Source organism: Candidatus Desulfofervidus auxilii, assembly GCF_001577525.1.
In the GTDB taxonomy this organism is placed as follows: Bacteria; Desulfobacterota; Desulfofervidia; order Desulfofervidales; family Desulfofervidaceae; genus Desulfofervidus; species Desulfofervidus auxilii.
In genome coordinates, this window is sequence record NZ_CP013015.1 from 25,571 (window position 1) to 44,945 (window position 19,375).

A 19,375-nucleotide genomic window follows, 5' to 3' on the forward strand; every position below is an offset into this window, starting at 1 on the left:
ACGATTTTTTCACGATAAATATAGTAAAAAAAGAATGATGAGAGTAATGTTGGTTTCTCAATCAAAAGGGATGACTTTAACAGAAATGATGGTAGTTTTAGGTATTATTGCTACTTTGTTGGGTATAGGCAGTGTGGGTTTGAAAGCCTTAAAAGCCAATTATGATTTGGTCAATGCCACCAACCAGTTATATGCTGATCTGGAATGGGTGAGACAGCAGTCTATGGGAGGTAGTCATCAGTTTGGTATACAGTTTCGGCCCTGGTATGATGACAATGGAGTAGCTCACAATACTGCGGATGGTTATAATGTAATTTTTGAAGATAAAAATGGTAATGGAGTATATGACCCTGGTCAGGCACCACCAAATAGAGAAGAAATCAGGACAGTTGACCTCAGAGGGAAAAATGTTACTCTTACTGGCTTTCCTAATACACTCTGGTATACTCGTAGGGGGACCCCAACTCAGTTATTCACCATTACCCTGACCACTCCATATAGTAATCCAACACAGAATATTAATACTAAACGAATTACCGTAAGCATGTTTAAAATAAGGATCCAGTGATGAAAAAAGGCTTTACATTAATAGAATTATTGGTAAGCCTGGCTATGTTGGGTTTTATCTTAATGGCGCTCACTCACGCCACGGTGGTGGTGATGAAGCACAATTCTTATATAGAACATAAGAAGATAGCCCTGGAGTTAGGTCAGGGGGCAATTGATTATTTAGCCAATCTTCCTTATAACCATGTGCTTTTAAGAGACATACAATCCAATAATACCTTTATAAATGTTTTTCCTAATGCACCCTGTCCTCCTTCTACACCTTATGGCATTACTGACCTCAATAATAACCAACAAGTCTATTTAGTAGATAATGGAAATGGACAATATGATGGTCTTCCTGACAGATTGGATGGAGGTGAAGCAGGATTAGGTGTAGACCATCCAGATACCGCTATACCTGTTGCCAGTTATAATAATATTGCCCCCATACAAATGGTGCGTAATCTCACTTATTACAAAATCTGGGGTATCAGAGATTTGACAAATGCTAAAGAAATTGTTTTGGTGGTTTATTGGTTTGAATTAAATAACCCTCAAAATATTCCTTATCATATTACTTTAAGGACGGTAAAGAGGCAGAAATAATGGATAAAAAAGGCATGACTTTGTTAGAGCTTTTAGTGGTGATGGCCATCTTGGTGGTGGTAATCACCGGTGCCTTAACATTTTTATCCAGTCTTACTAAAAGAAGTTCTCAAGAAACTGCTAGGAGCAAGACCAGCCAAACAGGATTAATTTCTGATTTGATTTTAATCAGGGATATTGCTATGGCCGGGATGGGAGTGCCGGTAGAAGTAGGTGGACAGTTTGTGCCTATTGGTGGGATGTTACCTGGAGGTACTAATCCCAATAATACAGGACAAAATGGTTCTGACCAGTTAATGATCAAAGGAGCAGTGATTTCTTCTGGGGCCAATGATTATTTTAAATGGGGATATAATGTAAATTATATCATTTCTGGTAGTAGTAATATAATTGTGAGTGCCTTACCTGACCCTCTTAATCCAATTCTTCCTCCATATTCACCCAATGTGCAAGATTTATTCACCCTCAGCCGTGCTGGTTACCGACATCCTTTTGAAAATGGAGACATGGTGGTTTTTCTGGATGCAGAGACAAAGCAACTTTTAGGTAGTAATGTTTATAACGTAAGTGGTGTAGGGGCTACGGGTTTTAATGTTGCTCCTAATACAGATTTCACCATTAGAGACTATGGGAGTCTGATATTTAGTCTGGGAGGGATAGGTGTGGTCAATTTTAATGATTATCTGACCAACAGATTTACTGGTTACAGGTTAAGTGCAGGCACTCAACCTCAATGTGCCCCTAATACTCGCTCTTTATTACGAGTTTATGGTGGTGCAATGGACCCTATCCTGGACTGTATCCTGGACTTTCAGGTGCAGTTTGGTCTGATTGATGCAACCACGGGTAATGTTACCTGGTTAAATGATATTTCTGCCACTTCTGCTGCTGTTCTTAAAGACCAACTCAAAATTGTCCGCATCTTTATTGTTAAACAAATGGGGAAAAGAGACCCTAAATACTTTTACCCCTTTAACACTATACCAAATGCCTCTATACCTTTATTTTCAGTAAATTCAAACGGTAATGTGGTAAATGCCCGTCCTGATGCCGGCCCTCCTGCCAATGCTATTATCAATCTTACAAATGCCCAAAGGCAGTATCACTGGCGTCTTATTACTTTAGACATACCTTTGAGGGAGTTGCAATGAATAATAAAGGTGTAGCCCTTTTAACTGTTTTGTTGGTGATGATTATCGGTCTAGGACTTACAGCCATTACTACCCTTTTGATAGTAAGAGGGTATCAAACCAGCAGGGCAGCTAAAAATTATCAAATTGCCTTACAAATGGCTCAGGGGGGTATAGAGGAGGCTATTATCGATTTAGAAACTACTAGTTATGTCAGCGCACAAAATTTTATAAATCTTAATCCCCAAACTGGAGACCCTGGAGACCCTAATGATTTCTATGAGATTAACGAGGTATTCTGGAAACCATTATCGGGATTCGGTGGTGTCCCTGTGTTTCCACCTGTAGCTGGAGCATATTCAGCCATTCCCAGTATTGGAGTTTATTATCTAATCCATGCTCAGGCCACTAAAGGTGATAGCCAGGCAGATTTATATGTCTTGTATGTTAAAGGATATTAAGACTGTAGTAATCCCTCTAGATTTTATCCCTGTTTTATAAATCTCAACTCTTATTTCAGTGTCAGAAGTAGGGTTTTTGGGTAAATGGGATTTATTCATCTATCGCAGAACCTTTGTCAACGAAAATAGCCTTTATTTACCTACCGTTTATAGCCCATATTAGCATTTTATCTAATATTTTTTGCTTCTTTTAATGTTTCTGTTAAAATGAGAACATAGTTTATTGGAGGAGAATAAAATGAAATATCTTATTTCTCCCTGTCGGGATGCCTGTCCTTTGATGCGGCCTATTCAAAGGCATAACATCCTTTTGGGTTATCTAGGTAAGTTGGTTGAAACAGGTTTAGCCGATGAAGAAGTCTTTCTAAAAATATATGATGAATTATTTAATTTTAATCCGCTGTTTGGCATTTGTGGCTATATCTGTGGAATATGTGAAAATAATTGTAATCGCAACGAAATCGATGGGCCTGTGCAAGTGAGGCTTATAGAAAGGTTTCTCTTTGATTGGTATAAAAAGGCAGTTAATGAGGGGAAATTCCCTCCTTATAGACCCATAGAGATGTCTTCAGCAAAAAGTGAAAAGGTAGCTATTGTAGGTGGAGGTCCGGCTGGTTTAACGGCTGCCTTTTTCTTAGCCAAAGAAGGTTATAAAATAACCTTACTTGAAAGTAAGTCTAAATTAGGAGGGGCCTTACGGTTTATTCCTTCCTTTCGTCTTCCTAAAGATGTGTTGGCCTTTGCTATTGACCAGATTGTCACCCCTTTATCCATTGAAGTCCAGTTAAAAGCCAATATACCTATAAATGTTTTAAAAAGGAACTATAACGTTATACTCATAGCAACTGGCACTCCTTTGCCACGTCCTATTCCTCCCTTTGCTAGGGATTATCCAGGGGTAGAAACAGCCGTTGAGATACTTAGTCAGATTAGTGAAGGGAGCATAAATAAGGATAAATATAAAGGGAAAAAGGCAGTAGTAATTGGAGGAAGTGGCGTAGCTATAGATACAGCTCGCTCTTTAAGACGGCTAGGAGCCGAGGTAGCGCTGGCTTGTTTGGAATCAGCGGATAGAACCTCTAAGGATGGGATTCTAGCTAATGAAGAAGATGAACAAGCAGGAAAAGAAGAAGGAATAACCTTTTATTATTCTAGGGGTTTGGATAGAGTGGAAAAAAACAATAGTCAACTGCATCTTACTTTTTCTCTCTGCACTTCTGTCTATGACTTAAAAGATGGGAGGAAGATTTTCAATCCGCAATTTGATGCAAGTGACACTATCTCTGTAAACACAGATTTTTTGGTTTTTGCTATAGGTCAATTGCCAGATAGGGAATATTTAAAAGAGATATTAGATGAAAACGGAAGATTAATGGCAGACCCTTTAACTCTATCTACTTCAGAACAAGGTGTTTTTGTAGCAGGGGATGTTTTTAGAATAGGCCGGGCGGCTGAGGCTATAAGGGCTGGAAAGGAAGCTGCCAATTCTATAAAAGGATTTTTAGAACATAAAGAATTAAAAAGAGAAAAGATAGAATATTTTACTGTGAGCTTACCTTATCTCAAAGAGAGGATACTTATTAACCCCCCCCAAAAGACATCCTTTTTGGCCTTAGAGCAGCGTTTACATAGTTTTGATTTAGAACAAGAGGGGTTTGATTTAAAACAGGTTATTTTAGAGGCACAAAGGTGTTTACACTGCGATATTTGTGATAATTGTAGGGCTTGTGTTACTTTAGGTTTTCGCCAAGACGTGAGTAAGATGTATGTAATAGAAGAAAAGTGTGATGGCTGTGGTTATTGTGTGGATGTTTGTGTTTATAACGCTATTAAAATTATAGAATATACAAAAAATAACGAGACAAAAAAGACTATAGAAGTAAATACTTATCTCTGTCGGGGGTGTGGTTCTTGCCAAGCCACCTGTCCTAAAGAAGGTTGTGCCATCCCTGGATTTAGTTTGGCAGAGTTTAGAGAGGAAATTAATAAGTATTTAGGGGATAAAATACAAATTATTCAAGGCTGAATTTAAAAAATTGAGATTATTATCCAAAAAAGCATAATAACTTTAAAAGAAAACCACAAACCTGTCTGCCCCCGCCTGCCTGTCGGCAGACACGGCTGTCGGGCAGGGAACAGGCAAATGTGGCAAAATAAAGCAAATTTTTAAAAACATAGCTTTTTTCAATAATCAACCTCGGAAGCGGTAGTATGGATGGCTTGTTATCATTACTTAATTAAAACTCTTGATTTATAGGTCATAAGACCAATAAAGTTTAATCCCTTTGCTTTCTAAATAAGAGACTACGGGGGGTAAAATGTCATGCACAACTGCAATTTTTAAAGTTTCTTCTTCTGAGATATTTTCAAGTTTTACTATGTATTTAGTTAATTTTAAAAAGCGATCGACCTCTTTTTTAGAAAGGCTTGTCTTACACTCACCCAAGATGAGTATCCGCTTTCCATTTTGTGCCCCCCATCCATAGATATTTACCTGGATATAGCGGCCTTTTCTTGTTCCCGGAAAATACCGCCTTACTAACTTTCCTTCCACTTTTATCTTTAAGTCTTTTTCCAAAAGTGCAGGGAGGGCTTTATAAGCTTGGTTTTCCAAATTGTAACCTACAGCATCTGACATACTTTCAAGACGTCTTCTAGTTTCAACATGCTCATTAATAAGCTTATTTAAAGAATCTTCTGTTTTATTCTGGGCAGCGGCTAGTTCTTCCAGTCTTTTTTCTGTTTTGCTTTGGGCAATAGCTAGTTCTTCTAGTCTTGCTTCTGTTTTGCTTTGGGCAACAGCTAGTTCCTCCACTCTTTTTTCTGTTTTACTCTGGGCAACGGCTAGTTCTTCCAGTCTTTTTTCTGTTTTACTCTGAGCAACAGCTAGTTCTTCTAATCTTTTTTCTGTTTTTACAGCTAGTTCTTCTAGTTTTGCTTCTGTTTTACTCTGGGCAGCGGCTAGTTCTTTTACAATTTTTGAAAGTTCAGTTATATTTTTCTTCAAGGCTTCAAAATCACTTTTTCTCGCTATTTCAATCATATCTTTGTAAAGCACTTTAGTAAAATGGAAAAAGTATTCTCTGAATTCCTTAGGCATTTTTTGGATTATTTCAAGGACTTCAGCAGGTATCATTTGAATTTACCCTTTTTGTAAAACTTTAACAAATAATAGAAGAATTGTCAAAATTAACCGCAGTCCAAACAAAAGTCTATTTTGAATTAATACGTGCCTCCTCCTTGGTTTTATTTATAATTTGGGATAATTTATAATATATGTTTAAGTTAGTCTCTGAATATCAACCAAAAGGTGACCAGCCTCAAGCCATTGCTAAATTAGTAAATGGGATAAAAAAAGGACTAAAATATCAAGTGCTTCTTGGCGTTACAGGTTCAGGTAAGACTTTTACTATGGCCAATGTTATTGCTCAGATTCAAAAGCCTACCTTAATAATTGCGCCCAATAAGGCCCTAGCTGCTCAGCTTTATGGGGAGTTTAAACGTCTTTTCCCAGAAAATGCAGTGGAATTTTTTGTTAGCTATTATGATTATTACCAACCAGAGGCCTATATTCCTGAAAGAGACATTTATATTGCTAAAGATGCTACTATTAATGATACTATTGACCGCCTTCGCCATCGGGCAACACATGCCCTTTTGACTAGAAGAGATGTTATTATTGTAGCTAGTGTTTCCTGTATTTATGGTTTAGGTTCTCCAAAAGCCTATCATGCCCATCATCTTATCTTGCTCAAAGGAGAGGAAAGAGACCGAGATAAAATCATTCGCAAATTAATAGATATGCAATACCAGCGTAATGATGTTGATTTTAAACGGGGCACATTTCGGGTCCGCGGTGAAAGAATAGAAATTTTTCCAACTTATGAGGAAGAAGAAGCAGTCCGTATAGAATTTTTTGGAGACATAATAGATGGCATATATATTATTGACCCTTTACGCTGTAAGGTTAAAAAAAGTTTAACAGAACTTATTTTACATCCAGCTACGCATTATCTCAGCGAAACAGGCAATATGGAAGACATTATTGTTTCAATTAAAAAGGAAATGGAACAGCAGGTAAAATTTTTTCTAAGCCAAAACCGATTGATTGAGGCCCAAAGGATTAAAGAACGCACACTGTTTGACTTAGAGATGATGGCTGAGCTAGGCTATTGCCATGGTATTGAAAATTATGCTCGGTATTTGGATGGTCGTGCTCCTGGAGAGCCTCCTTATACTTTATTGGATTATTTTCCTAGAGATTACTTGATGTTTATTGATGAAAGCCATATTACTGTGCCTCAGATAAGAGGTATGTATGTTGGAGACCGCTCTAGAAAACAAACATTAGTAGAATACGGATGGCGTTTGCCATCAGCTTTAGATAATCGCCCTTTAAATTTTGAGGAGTTTGAAGGCAGAATTAATCAAGTAATATATGTTTCAGCTACTCCAGGCAATTATGAAAAGAAAAAAGCAAAAGGCAGAATAATAGAGCAAATAATTCGTCCTACCGGGTTAATGGACCCTAAAATTTATGTGCGTTCAGCTACTCACCAAGTGGATGATTTGTTAGGGGAAATCAGAAAAAGAGTAACTAGAGGAGAAAGGGTATTGGTAACTACCTTGACTAAACGGATGGCGGAGGACTTGACTGAATATTACGCCAATTTAGGGATACGAGTGAAATATTTGCATTCTGATATTGATACTTTAGAAAGGGTGCAAATCATCAGGGATTTAAGGAGGGGTGAATTTGATGTGCTTATTGGAATAAATCTCCTTCGTGAGGGATTGGACCTGCCTGAAGTGTCTCTAGTGGCTATCTTGGATGCGGATAAAGAAGGTTTTCTCCGCTCTGAACGTTCCCTAATTCAAACCTGTGGGCGGACTGCCCGAAATGTCCATGGGGAGGTTATTTTTTATGCCAATGAAGTGACTGATTCTATGAAAAAAGCAATAAGAGAAACAGAAAGAAGACGAAGAATTCAGCAAGCTTATAACCAAGCCCACCATATCACACCCACCACCATTCAAAAAAGTATAGATAATATCCTGAGTTCTATTTACGAAGCCGATTATTATGAAGTGGGTGTAGTAAAAGAGCCAGAAGTGGAATTTAGAAATAGAGAAGAATTAGAAAAGAAAATCGTCCAATTAAAGAAAGAAATGAAGAAAGCAGCCCAGGTCTTGGAGTTTGAAAAGGCAGCAGAATTACGGGATAGGATAAAAATGCTGGAAGGATTGGTGCTCAAATTGTAGAAACTTGCCCTATCCCTAAAAAGTGTTTATTTTTAAATCAAAAAATAAAAGGAGATTTAGATGGATATTTCTCGGTTTACGCAAAAAACACAAGAGGCTTTAGCTGAGGCCCAAAATATTGCTGTGAGTTATGGCCATCAGGAAGTAGATAATGAGCACCTCCTTTTGGCCTTTTTGAAACAAGAAGGGGGGCTTTTTCCCAGACTGTTGCAAAAAATGAATGTCCCAATAGATAGCTTTAAAGAGCAAGTAGAAGGCCTTTTAGATAAAAGGCCGAGAGTCAAAGCTATAGGTGGAGAATTAGGAAAGGTTTATCTTTCGCAAAGGCTTTTTAAAATTCTTAGTAGAGCCCAGGAAGAGGCCAAACATTTAAAAGATGAATATACCAGTGTAGAGCATATCATTTTGGCCTTTATTGAAGAGGGACCTAGCACGGATGTAGGGCGTATTTTTCAAACCTTTAATATCACCAGAGAACGTTTTTTAGAAGTATTGAATGAAATCCGAGGCAGTCAAAGGATTACTAGTCCTACACCTGAAGAGACTTACGAAGCCTTAGAAAAATATGGGCGTGATTTGGTTAAAGAGGCTAAAAGGGGAAAATTGGACCCAGTAATTGGTCGGGACTCTGAAATTAGACGTGTTATTAGAATCTTGTGTAGAAGAACTAAAAATAATCCAGTATTAATCGGTGAGGCAGGTGTGGGTAAAACTGCTATTGTGGAAGGATTAGCTCAAAGAATTGTGCGAGGCGATGTCCCAGAAGGTTTGAAAGATAAAACGATTTATCAATTAGATATAGGTGCCCTTTTAGCTGGGGCTAAATATAGGGGTGAGTTTGAAGAGAGGTTAAAGGCAGTATTGAAAGAAATCCAAGCTAGTGAAGGACGGATTATTTTGTTTATTGATGAAATACATACTATTGTTGGGGCAGGCAAGGCCGAAGGTGCCATCGATGCAGGCAATATGCTTAAACCCATGTTAGCTAGAGGAGAATTACATTGTATTGGGGCCACTACCTTAGATGAATATAGAAAATATATTGAAAAAGACCCTGCTTTAGAAAGAAGATTTCAACCAGTATTGGTATCAGAGCCTAGTGTAGAAGATACCATTTCTATATTACGGGGGCTTAAGGAGAAATTTGAAGTGCATCATGGAGTGAGGATTCATGATAGTGCCTTAGTAGCAGCGGCTGTCTTATCTAATCGTTATATTAGCGATCGCTTTTTACCAGATAAGGCCATTGATTTGGTGGATGAAGCAGCGGCTATGATCAGGACAGAAATTGATTCTATGCCGGCAGAGTTGGATGAGGTCACTAGACAAATTATGCAACTGGAGATTGAGCAGCAGGCCTTAAAAAAAGAAAAAGATAAGGCTTCTCAAGAACGCTTAAAAAATATTGAAAAGGAATTGGCGGATTTAAGAAACAAGGCTGATGCCTTAAAGGCCCAGTGGGAGGCCGAGAAAGAAGTAATTTCTCGTTTACAAAAAATAAGAGAAGAAATTGACCAAGTAAAGTTAGAAATAGAAAGGGCAGAACGGGCATATGATTTAAATAAGGCGGCAGAATTGAAATATGGAAAATTGGCAGCCTTGGAGAAGAAATTGAAAGAGGCTGAAAAGAATTTAGCAGATAAACAGAGCACAGGTAGACTTCTACGTGAAGAAGTGACAGAAAGGGAAATTGCTGAGATTGTTTCTCGCTGGACAGGTATTCCCGTAGGGAGATTGATGGAAGGAGAAAGGGAAAAGTTGCTTAAATTGGATGAAATTTTACATCGCCGGGTAGTAGGTCAAGACGAGGCTGTTCAAGCAGTAGTAAATGCCATTTTAAGAAGTAGGGCAGGGCTAAAAGACCCCAATCAACCCATTGGTTCTTTTATCTTCTTAGGCCCTACTGGAGTAGGAAAGACCGAATTGGCTAAAACCCTGGCTGAGGCCTTATTTGATACTGAACAAAATATGGTCAGATTGGATATGTCTGAATATATGGAAAAACATACTGTTTCCCGCTTGATTGGTGCACCCCCTGGCTATGTGGGATATGAAGAAGGTGGACAGTTGACAGAGGCAGTAAGAAGAAAACCATATTGTGTTATTTTATTAGATGAAATAGAAAAGGCCAATCCTGATGTATTTAACATTTTGCTTCAGATCTTAGACGACGGACGCTTAACCGATTCTCATGGCCGCACCGTGGACTTTAAAAACACTGTTATTATTATGACTTCTAATTTAGGCAGTCATTATCTTTTAGAAGGTATTACTGAAACAGGAGAAATCAGGCCCGAGGCAAAGAATGCCGTGATGCGAGAGTTGCGTCAGAGTTTTAGACCTGAATTTTTAAATAGGATTAATGAAATTGTGTTATTTAAGCCATTGACTTTAGAAGAGATAAAGAAAATAGTAGATTTACAAATAGGCTACATCCAAGAAAGATTAAAGGATAGGGGAATAAAAATTGAATTAACAGAAGAGGCAAAGGAATTTATTGCTAGGGAGGCTTATGATCCGGTATATGGTGCCCGTCCTTTAAAAAGGTATATTGAAAGGAGGTTAGAAACAGCCTTGGCCAAAAAGATGGTCGCAGGTGAAATTCCAGATGAAAGCAGGGTGAGGATAACGGCAAAAGAAGGAGAGTTACATTTTGAAATATTACCTGCTGAAACAGAAAAAGAGCTGGCAGAAGTAGCGCAAGCCTTTTAGATAAAAAGATTATTCCCGATTTTTATTCATTCTATTTTCTAGCGGTTTTTTTTATGGTAATAATTACTTATGCAAGATGAAATTGTTGATGAGTTTTATCAGTTTTTAACTTTAGAGCGGGGCCTTTCTCAACACACCATAGCTGCTTATGCCTCTGATTTAAATAAATTTCAAGACTATCTTTACCAGAAAGGGATTAAAGACTTCACAGAGGTGCAAACAGAAGAAATTGAGGGATTTATGTATTGGTTGACCCTAAAAAGATTGTCTCCGAGAAGCCGCGCAAGGATATTAGCTACTATAAAAACCTTTTTTCGGTTTTTGGTGCTTACTCAACGCCTAGAAAGTAGCCCGGCGGTTTTGATAGAGACACCTCGTTTTGCCAAAAAACTTCCTCAGGTGTTGAGCTTAGAAGAGGTAGAAAGGCTTTTAGAACAGCCAGATATAAGTCAGCCTAAAGGATTAAGAGATAAAGCTATGTTAGAATTGCTCTATGCCACTGGCTTGCGTGTTTCAGAATTGGTGCTTTTAAAGTTAAATCAAATTAATTTAGAAGTAGGGTATGTCTCCGTTATGGGCAAAGGAGCCAAGGAAAGATTAATACCTATGGGACGTAAGGCCCAACAAGTTCTCACTCAGTATTTAAAACATGGTCGTTCTAACTTGTTAAAAAAACCAAGTCCCTATTTATTTATTGGTTATCGAGGACGACCTCTTACTAGACAAGGTTTTTGGGAAATTATCAAAAGATATGTGCTTAAGTCGGGTATTAATAAACACATTAGTCCTCACACTTTAAGGCACTCCTTTGCCACTCATATTTTGGAAAGAGGAGCAGACCTTCGCTCTGTCCAGACGATGTTAGGACATTCTTCTATTACTACTACCCAAATTTATACCCATGTTACAGAGAAAAGACTAAAGGAGTTCTATGTCCGCTACCATCCGCGTGCCAAATAGAAGTATCACTGTTATTGCTACTCATGAAAATGCTGATTTTGATGCCTTAGCATCTATGGTGGCAGCAAAAAAACTTTATCCAGAGGCCATCATTATTGCTCCTGGAAGTCAAGAAAGAAGGGTAAGGGAATTTGTCTTAAATATGGCCATAGAATATTTTAAATTAGTCAAACTAAAAGAAATTGATTTAAAAACTATAAAAAGAGTTGTTTTAGTAGATAACAGCCAATTAAGCCGCATTGGGGCATTAGCAGAAGTAGTAAAAAATCCTGAAGTAGAGGTGCATATTTATGACCACCATCTTCCACCTGACCCAGAAACTCCTTGTCATTTCAGTATAATTAAGCCTGTAGGATCAACAGTAACCATCCTATTAAAGCTCTTAAGGGAAAAGGGTATAAAAATTGCCCCTGAAGAAGCCACTTTGATGGCCTTAGGGCTTTATGAAGATACAGGTGCCTTTACCTTCCGCTCTACTACTAAAGAAGACCTGGAAGCAGGGGCCTATCTTTTAGAATGCGGAGCAAATCTTAATGTAATTTCAGAATTGTTTAAGCGTGAGCTTACAGCGGAGGATGTTTCTCTTTTAAATGACCTGTTTCACGAAGCCCAAACCCATTTTATTCGCGGCATCCCAGTAGTAATTACTAAAGTTTCCACTAATCACTATATAGACGATTTTGCTGTCTTAGTACATCATTTTATAGAAATTGAGAATCCTCCTGTCCTATTTGTCCTGGCTAGGATGGAAGGGCGCATTTTTATCATTGCCCGGAGTAAGTTGCCAGAAGTGAATGTAGCTGAAATTTTGGAGGTCTTTAATGGAGGGGGGCATCATGCAGCTGCCTCCGCTGCGGTAAAGGGATTAACTCCTATGCAGGTAGAGGACAAACTTCTTAAGTTACTTGATAAAAAGATAAAACAACCTAAAGTAGCTAGAGATTTAATGTCCCATCCAGTAAAAGGAATTAGTCCAGAAACTACCATTGAAGAAGCAGAGGCCATTTTAGTCCACTATGATTTTAATGCCCTACCAGTGATTAAAAATGGAGAAGTAGTAGGAATTATCACCCGTCCTGTGGTAGATAAAGCCCTTTATCACCAACTTTCTCAACAACCAGTTAAGCGCTTTATGACCACCGAATTTCCTATCCTGTCTCCTGAGGCTTCATTGAGTGAAATTAAAGAAGCCCTTCTTCAACATAAACAAAGAATTGTTCCTGTTGTGGAAAATAGAAAACTAGTGGGTGTTATTACGAGAAAAGACTTCTTAAATTACTTACTTACCAATCCTTCTGCATTTTTAGGAGGTCTTGATCTAGAAAGACAACCCCGTCGAAAATTTGTTACTTCTCTTCTTAATGAAAAGTTACCTAAGCATATTATTTCTCTATTAAAAAAAATTGGGATGATTGCGGAGAACTTGGGTTATAATGTGTATGCTGTAGGGGGTTTTGTGAGAGACCTTCTCCTTAGACAGGAAAATTTAGACATTGATTTAGTAGTAGAAGGCGATGGGATTACCTTAGCTAAGAAATTACAAAAAGAAATTAATGCCCATATCCATACTTACCAAAAATTTGGAACGGCTGTAGTCATTCTCCCTGACGGATTTCGTTTAGATATAGCCACTGCTCGCACAGAGTATTATGAATTTCCTGGAGCCTTACCCAAAGTAGAAATGAGTTCTTTAAAATTAGACCTATACCGCCGTGATTTTACTATTAATGCCTTAGCGATAAAACTTAATCCCAAACAATTTGGTCTTTTATTGGATTTTTTTGGGGCGCAACGGGATCTAAAAGAGAGAATGATTCGGGTCTTATATAATTTGAGTTTTGTAGAAGACCCTACCCGCATTTTACGGGCAGTGCGTTTTGAACAAAGGTTTGGATTTAGGATCAGTAAGCAGACTTTAGATTTGATCCGTCAGGCACTGAAATTAAATTTACTTTTCCAGACTACCGGTTCTCGCATTTGGCATGAGCTCAAGTGTATTTTTGGGGAAACAAACCCGGCCGCTATTATTGAAAGGCTGAATGAATTATCTGTGCTCAAATCACTCCATCCTGCCCTAAAATGGGATAAAAGCCTAAAAAAATTGTTTAAGGAAATAGAAGCTGTCCTTTCTTGGTTCGAACTCCTTTTTTTAGAAGAAAAATATGTTAAAGAAGAAGTATACCTGTTGGGATTGTTAGACCCTTTAAAGGAAGAAGAAGTAAATAGTTTTCTTACTGTATTAGAATTTCCAAAGAGCAAAAAGGAACTATTTTTTAAAAAAAGAAGGGAAATATTTAATATTTATGGCCTCTGGCAGAAAAAAAGGGAAATAAAACCTAGTTTGGTCTATCTTACCATAAAAGAAATTCCCTTGGAATTTGTGCTTTATCTAATGGCCAAGTTATCTCCTGCCAAAAAAAAGTGGCTTTCCCTTTACTTCACTCAATGGCGAGATATTAAACCCATTTTGACCGGAGATGATTTAAAGGCTATGGGATTAAAACCAGGTCCCATTTTTAGAACTATTCTTGAAGAACTACTTAAGGCTCGTTTGGATGGGAAGGTAAAGACAGAGGAAGATGAAAAGAAACTTGTTAAAAAAATTCTAAAAGGAAAAAATTTCCATTAGGGCCCGACTTTCGCCATTTCCTATAATCTAAATCAGCTTTATCTCAAAAAATTTTCTGAATAATTTCCCCTTGCATTTCTTTCAACTTTAAGACATTCTTTATAAAATTAGTGAAACAGGAGGTATAAATGGGCATTGAGCTTAATCCCCTTATTTTTAGAGAATACGATGTCAGAGGAAAAGTAGAGGAAGATTTAACCCCAGAAGTGACAACGCATCTAGGTAAGGCGTATGGGAGTTATCTACGGCGCAAGGGATATAAAAAGATAGTGGTAGGCCGAGATGGGAGACTTAGTTCACCCTTGCTAAAAGAAGCCTTGGTTAAGGGTATCCTAAGCACAGGGTGTGATGTTACAGACCTGGGCATCTGTCCTACCCCAGTGGTCTATTTTGGTATATTTCATTTAGACAAAGAAGGAGGAATTGCTGTCACTGGTAGCCATAATCCTCCTGAATATAATGGTTTTAAAATCTGTGTGGGTAAAGAAACCATTTTTGGAGAACAAATTCAGACCTTACGCAAAATTATAGAAACCCAAGATTATGAAACCGGACAAGGAGTTTATGATACTTATGAAATCATACCTGAATACATGGATTTTATGCAAAAAAACATTCAAATTAAAAAGAGGCACAATATAGCCATAGATGCTGGGAATGGAGTAGTTGGTTTAATCGCCCCAAAATTATTTGAATCTATGAATTGTCAGGTAACTCCTCTTTATTGTGAGGTGGATGGGCGTTTTCCTCACCATTTTGCTGACCCTACTGTGATGGCTAATTTAGAGGATTTGATTTCTATAGTGAAAAAACAAAAGCTAGAAGTAGGTTTTGCCTATGATGGAGATGGTGATAGGTTGGGAGTAATTGATGAAAATGGCCAAATTCTTTGGGGAGACCAGTTATTAATAATCTTTTCCAGAGATATTTTAAAAACTCACCCTGGAGCAAAAATCATTGGAGAAGTTAAATGCTCCCAACTGCTCTTTGATGACATTGCTAAGCACGGAGGGCAGCCTATTATGTGGAAGGTGGGCCATTCCCTTATTAAAAACAAACTAAAGGAAGAAAAGGCTATTTTAGCCGGGGAAATGAGCGGGCATTTGTTTTTTGCAGATAGATACTTTGGTTTTGATGATGCTATCTATGTCTCACTTCGCTTTTTAGAAATTATGGACAAAACAAATAAAAAACCTAGTGAACTCATTGCTGATTTACCAAAGAGTTATTCTACGCCTGAAATTAGAATTCCTTGCTCTGATGAATCCAAGTTTGAAGTAGTCAAAAAAGCTCAAACCTATTTTTCTGAACACTTTAAGACAGTTACCATAGATGGTGTGCGGATTATTTTTGATGACGGTTGGGCACTTCTAAGGGCTTCTAATACCCAACCTGTTTTAGTATTGCGCTTTGAAGCTTATACTCCTAAGAGGTTACAGGAAATAAGAAATTTAGTAGAAGAAAAGTTAAAGCAATTTAGAACTAAAACGAGGTGATAATCTATTTTTGAAGGTTTAGATTTAGAAAAACTTAAGGAGATACTCACTACCCAAAGGCGTTTAATTCAATTGCCCAAAGAGGGGAAGGCTGTCTTTATAGGTGACACTCATGGTGATTTTGAAGCTACAGAAAAGGTTTTTCAGTTTTATTTTAAACCCGGTTACACCTTGGTTTTTTTGGGAGACTATGTGGATAGAGGAAAGCATTCTAGAGAAAATATAGAATTTTTACTCCAAAAGAAATTAGAAGCACCTAAACAGGTTTTTCTCTTAATGGGCAATCATGAAGGATATCCTATTTTACCTTTTTCTCCTGCCGATTTTTGGGAAAGTTTATCTCCTGAAGAAAGAGAAGTTTTTTCAGAAATTTGCCGATTATTGCCTTTTATGGCAGTTACTGGAAATGGCTTAATAGCTGTGCACGGAGTGCCTCCAGACATCAAAGGGTTAGAAGAGGTAAATGAGATTCCATTAGGCAGCGAATTCTGGCAACAGGCCACTTGGGGTGATTTTACAGAAAGAAGTGGAGAATTTCTGGGTGGTATTTGGGGGAGGCCACTTTTTGGTAAGGATTACTTTAAAAGAATCATGGAGCAATTAAAAAGTAACATTTTGATTAGGGCTCATCAGCCTCATATTGAACCCATTATTTTTGAAAAGCATTGTCTTACTTTAATCACCTCACATGCGTATAAACCCGTGCGAAATATTGCCATTGTAGATTTAGAAAAGCCTGTAATTAAGACAATAGATGATTTGGAAGTTTTGGAAATTTAGCCATTCTTGCCTGATCAAGGGTTTTAATGTATGATTTCTATCAGAAGGGAGGCAATAATGTCTAAATCAGAAGCATTATGGCAAAGGGCTCAGAAATTTCTTCCAGGTGGAGTGAATAGTCCCGTGAGGGCCTGGCGGTCGGTTAAGGGTAAACCTTTATTCATTGAAAGGGCAAAGGGGGCAAAAATTTATGATGTAGATGGTCACGAATATATTGATTACGTGTGCTCTTGGGGTCCTATGATTGTGGGACATGCCCATGAGGAAGTGATAGAAGCCATCAAACATACTGCATCAAAGGGGACGAGTTTTGGGGCACCAACTGAAGTAGAGGTAGAGCTGGCAGAGATGATTATTAAAGCCTTTCCTTCTATAGAAAAAGTAAGAATGGTCAATTCTGGAACTGAGGCTACCATGAGTGCCTTGCGCCTGGCTAGAGCTTACACTCAAAGGGATAAAGTAATTAAATTTGATGGTTGCTATCACGGTCATGCCGATAGTTTTTTGGTAAAGGCAGGCTCTGGTTTAGCCACATTGGGTATACCTGCTTCACCAGGTGTACCAGAAGATTTGACCAAACATACTATTTCTTTACCTTATAATGATCTTTCTGGTGTAGAAGATGTATTTGTGCAAATAGGAAAGGAAATTGCCTGTATTATTGTGGAACCTGTAGCTGGAAATATGGGCGTGGTCTTACCTGAAGAAGGTTTTTTAAAAGGATTACGCAGAGTTACTCAGAGATATGGCAGTTTATTAATCTTTGACGAAGTCATTACCGGCTTTCGGGTAAGTTGGGGTGGAGCCCAGGTGCATTATGGAATTAATCCTGATTTAACTTGCTTGGGTAAGATAATAGGTGGGGGTATGCCAGTAGGGGCCTATGGTGGGAAAAAAGAAATTATGTCTCTGATTGCTCCAGAGGGTCAAGTTTATCAAGCAGGAACCCTTTCTGGAAACCCATTGGCCATGAGTGCTGGATTAGCCACCTTAAAAATCTTACAAAGACCTGAAGTGTATAAGGAATTGGAGAAAAAAACAAAGCAGTTAACAGAAGGTATTAAACAAGCAGCTAAGGAAACAGGTATTTCTTTACAAATCAATCAAATTGCCTCTATGTTTTCCCTTTTCTTTAATGATAGGCCCGTAACAGATTATAAAAGTGTTTTAAAAAGCAATAGTGATATGTTTATTAAATATTTCTATGGGATGTTAAAGCGGGGTATTTATCTTGCTCCTTCGGCCTATGAAGCTAGTTTTGTCTCACTTGCCCACACCGATGAGGATATTAAAAGAACCATAGAGGCAGTATATCATACTTTCAAGGAGATAAAGGAAGAGTGAAATGCCTATTTATGAATTTTGTTGTAAAAAATGTGGTTATGTATTTGAGACCATTCAACGCATAACAGACCCTATACCTTCTTGTCCTGTTTGTGGTGGGGAGGTGAAAAGGCTGGTTTCAATGGTGTCTTTTAAGATATCTGATGATGCAGCTATTCGGCGAGTGGAGAAACGGTTTAAAGACTATCTTAGATGGGGAAAATATAAAGATGCTGCCAAATTTGCTGATAAGGCTGCTCAATATTTAAAACACGACAAGATTAAAAAAATGCAGGAGAGTGTTCAGAAAAAGCAGAGTTAGAAATTAAAAATGTCCACATTAAAATATGGTGAAAAGGCCATTGCTGAAGCTCAATTAGAGACTTGGCCAAATCCCTGCCCTGAGAGAAATTATACTATTGAAATTACCTTTCCTGAATTTACTTGTCTTTGTCCTCGTTCAGGCTATCCTGATTTTGCTGTTATCAGAATTAAATATATTCCAGATAAATACATTATAGAGTTAAAATCACTTAAGCTATATTTAAATAAATATCGGAGTGTATATCTCTCACATGAGGAGGCTACAAATAAGATTTATGCGGAACTTTATGCACTTTTAAAACCACGATTTTTAGAAGTAATAGGGGATTTTAATCCCAGGGGTAATGTAAAAACAATCATCAAGGTTTCTTCAGAAGGAAATTGATCTTCATGGAAAAGGCTCAAGGGGATCCCATTGAGTTGTGGGGAAAAATCTTTGATGATATTCGGGATTTTATTTTTATAATAGATGAGGAAGGAAGTATAATTGATGCCAATCTAGCGGTTTTAAAAAAGATTGGTTTGGATAAAGAGCAGATAAGAGGGAAAAAATGTTATGAAATAGCAAAAAGTCTTTTTTACACTGAGACCTGTGAAACTTATGGATTTAGATATCCACTAAAAAAAGCCTTTAAAACAGGAAAGCCAGCAAGAGCCTTTGTTACCATCAAGGATACTAATGGTCAGGAGGCTTACATTGAAATCGTTGTCCACCCAGTAGCCAATTTAGCTGTGTGCATTCATCGTGATATAACAGATTTTATGACGTGCACACCAGCCTTAAAAGAGACTAAAAAAAACTTTTCCAGTATTTCTGAAACATCACAAGATGCCATTATCGTTTTAAATGAAGAATTAAGAATACATCTTAACAATAAAGCTATTGAAAAGATTTTTGGATATACAAAAGAAGAACTATCCCAAATTTCTATTACTCAACTTATTCCTGAAAGTAAAACTGTTTTATGCCGTTTTTCCAAAAATTCAGTGGGGAATGAAAAAACAATGCAGGCCATAGGTATTAAAAAGGGAGGGGAAAAAATTCCTTTGTGGGCTTCGGTTTCAAGTTTTACCTTTAAGGGGAAACTCTTTTTTACTATTATTATAAAAGTTTAGCAATAAAGCGATTGTCTTTATTTTACA

Annotated in this window: 16 protein-coding genes; 15 read left to right on the forward strand and 1 reads right to left on the reverse strand. The window is 37.7% G+C overall.

All coding sequences use genetic code 11. The features are described 5' to 3' along the window. Positions 1–34: 34 nt before the first annotated feature. From HS1_RS00120 to HS1_RS00140, 5 genes are all read left to right on the forward strand, one after another. The gene (locus HS1_RS00120; protein WP_156469485.1) at positions 35–568 is read left to right on the forward strand and encodes a GspH/FimT family pseudopilin; all 534 of its coding nucleotides are present in this window, start codon (positions 35–37) and stop codon (positions 566–568) included. Continuing rightward, positions 568–1,155, forward strand: a complete 588-nt coding sequence (locus HS1_RS00125) for a type IV pilus modification PilV family protein (protein WP_066060085.1) — start codon at positions 568–570, stop codon at positions 1,153–1,155. Before HS1_RS00120 ends, HS1_RS00125 begins: the two co-directional genes overlap by 1 nt. Next, complete coding sequence (locus HS1_RS00130) at positions 1,155–2,306, forward strand: PilW family protein (RefSeq protein WP_066060087.1); 1,152 nt, start codon at positions 1,155–1,157, stop codon at positions 2,304–2,306. Before HS1_RS00125 ends, HS1_RS00130 begins: the two co-directional genes overlap by 1 nt. Further along, complete coding sequence (locus HS1_RS00135; protein WP_066060089.1) at positions 2,303–2,746, forward strand: pilus assembly PilX family protein; 444 nt, start codon at positions 2,303–2,305, stop codon at positions 2,744–2,746. The genes HS1_RS00130 and HS1_RS00135 overlap by 4 nt, the downstream gene beginning before the upstream one ends. A gap of 238 nt (positions 2,747–2,984) precedes the next feature. Continuing rightward, positions 2,985–4,772, forward strand: coding sequence for an FAD-dependent oxidoreductase (locus tag HS1_RS00140; RefSeq protein ID WP_066060091.1), 1,788 nt, complete (start codon positions 2,985–2,987; stop codon positions 4,770–4,772). 225 nt (positions 4,773–4,997) lie between these two features. On the opposite strand, the gene HS1_RS00145 is transcribed toward HS1_RS00140, so the two are convergent. Further along, positions 4,998–5,882, reverse strand: coding sequence for a hypothetical protein (locus HS1_RS00145; protein ID WP_066060095.1), 885 nt, complete (start codon positions 5,880–5,882; stop codon positions 4,998–5,000). Between the two features lie 140 nt (positions 5,883–6,022). Here HS1_RS00145 and uvrB point away from each other — a divergent pair, with 140 nt between their 5' ends. The 10 genes from uvrB (at position 6,023) to HS1_RS00195 (ending at position 19,348) form a co-directional block, all read left to right on the forward strand. Next, the gene (gene uvrB / locus HS1_RS00150) at positions 6,023–8,008 is read left to right on the forward strand and encodes an excinuclease ABC subunit UvrB (RefSeq protein ID WP_066060097.1); all 1,986 of its coding nucleotides are present in this window, start codon (positions 6,023–6,025) and stop codon (positions 8,006–8,008) included. Positions 8,009–8,068: 60 nt separating this feature from the next. Beyond that, complete coding sequence (gene clpB / locus HS1_RS00155; RefSeq protein WP_066060100.1) at positions 8,069–10,720, forward strand: ATP-dependent chaperone ClpB; 2,652 nt, start codon at positions 8,069–8,071, stop codon at positions 10,718–10,720. Positions 10,721–10,789: 69 nt separating this feature from the next. Continuing rightward, positions 10,790–11,680 carry a site-specific tyrosine recombinase XerD gene (xerD, locus tag HS1_RS00160; RefSeq protein ID WP_066060102.1) on the forward strand — a complete coding sequence of 297 codons (891 nt, stop codon included), beginning with the start codon at positions 10,790–10,792 and terminating at the stop codon, positions 11,678–11,680. Beyond that, positions 11,652–14,309, forward strand: a complete 2,658-nt coding sequence (locus HS1_RS00165) for a CBS domain-containing protein (protein ID WP_082757511.1) — start codon at positions 11,652–11,654, stop codon at positions 14,307–14,309. The genes xerD and HS1_RS00165 overlap by 29 nt, the downstream gene beginning before the upstream one ends. A 128-nt stretch (positions 14,310–14,437) precedes the next feature. Continuing rightward, on the forward strand, positions 14,438–15,805 hold the full coding sequence (locus tag HS1_RS00170) for a phosphomannomutase/phosphoglucomutase (protein WP_066060106.1): 1,368 nt from the start codon (positions 14,438–14,440) through the stop codon (positions 15,803–15,805). Positions 15,806–15,877: 72 nt separating this feature from the next. Then, complete coding sequence (locus HS1_RS00175; protein WP_066060108.1) at positions 15,878–16,585, forward strand: metallophosphoesterase family protein; 708 nt, start codon at positions 15,878–15,880, stop codon at positions 16,583–16,585. Positions 16,586–16,642: 57 nt separating this feature from the next. Continuing rightward, positions 16,643–17,929, forward strand: coding sequence for a glutamate-1-semialdehyde 2,1-aminomutase (gene hemL, locus HS1_RS00180; RefSeq protein WP_066060111.1), 1,287 nt, complete (start codon positions 16,643–16,645; stop codon positions 17,927–17,929). Between the two features lies 1 nt (position 17,930). Further along, the gene (locus HS1_RS00185) at positions 17,931–18,230 is read left to right on the forward strand and encodes an FmdB family zinc ribbon protein (RefSeq protein ID WP_066060113.1); all 300 of its coding nucleotides are present in this window, start codon (positions 17,931–17,933) and stop codon (positions 18,228–18,230) included. Between the two features lie 9 nt (positions 18,231–18,239). Beyond that, positions 18,240–18,617: a preQ(1) synthase gene (gene queF, locus HS1_RS00190; protein WP_066060115.1), complete on the forward strand. Its 378-nt coding sequence runs from the start codon at positions 18,240–18,242 to the stop codon at positions 18,615–18,617. A 5-nt stretch (positions 18,618–18,622) separates the two neighbouring features. Then, entirely contained in the window at positions 18,623–19,348 is a 726-nt protein-coding gene (locus HS1_RS00195) for a PAS domain-containing protein (protein WP_066060117.1), read from the forward strand. Positions 19,349–19,375: the final 27 nt, after the last annotated feature.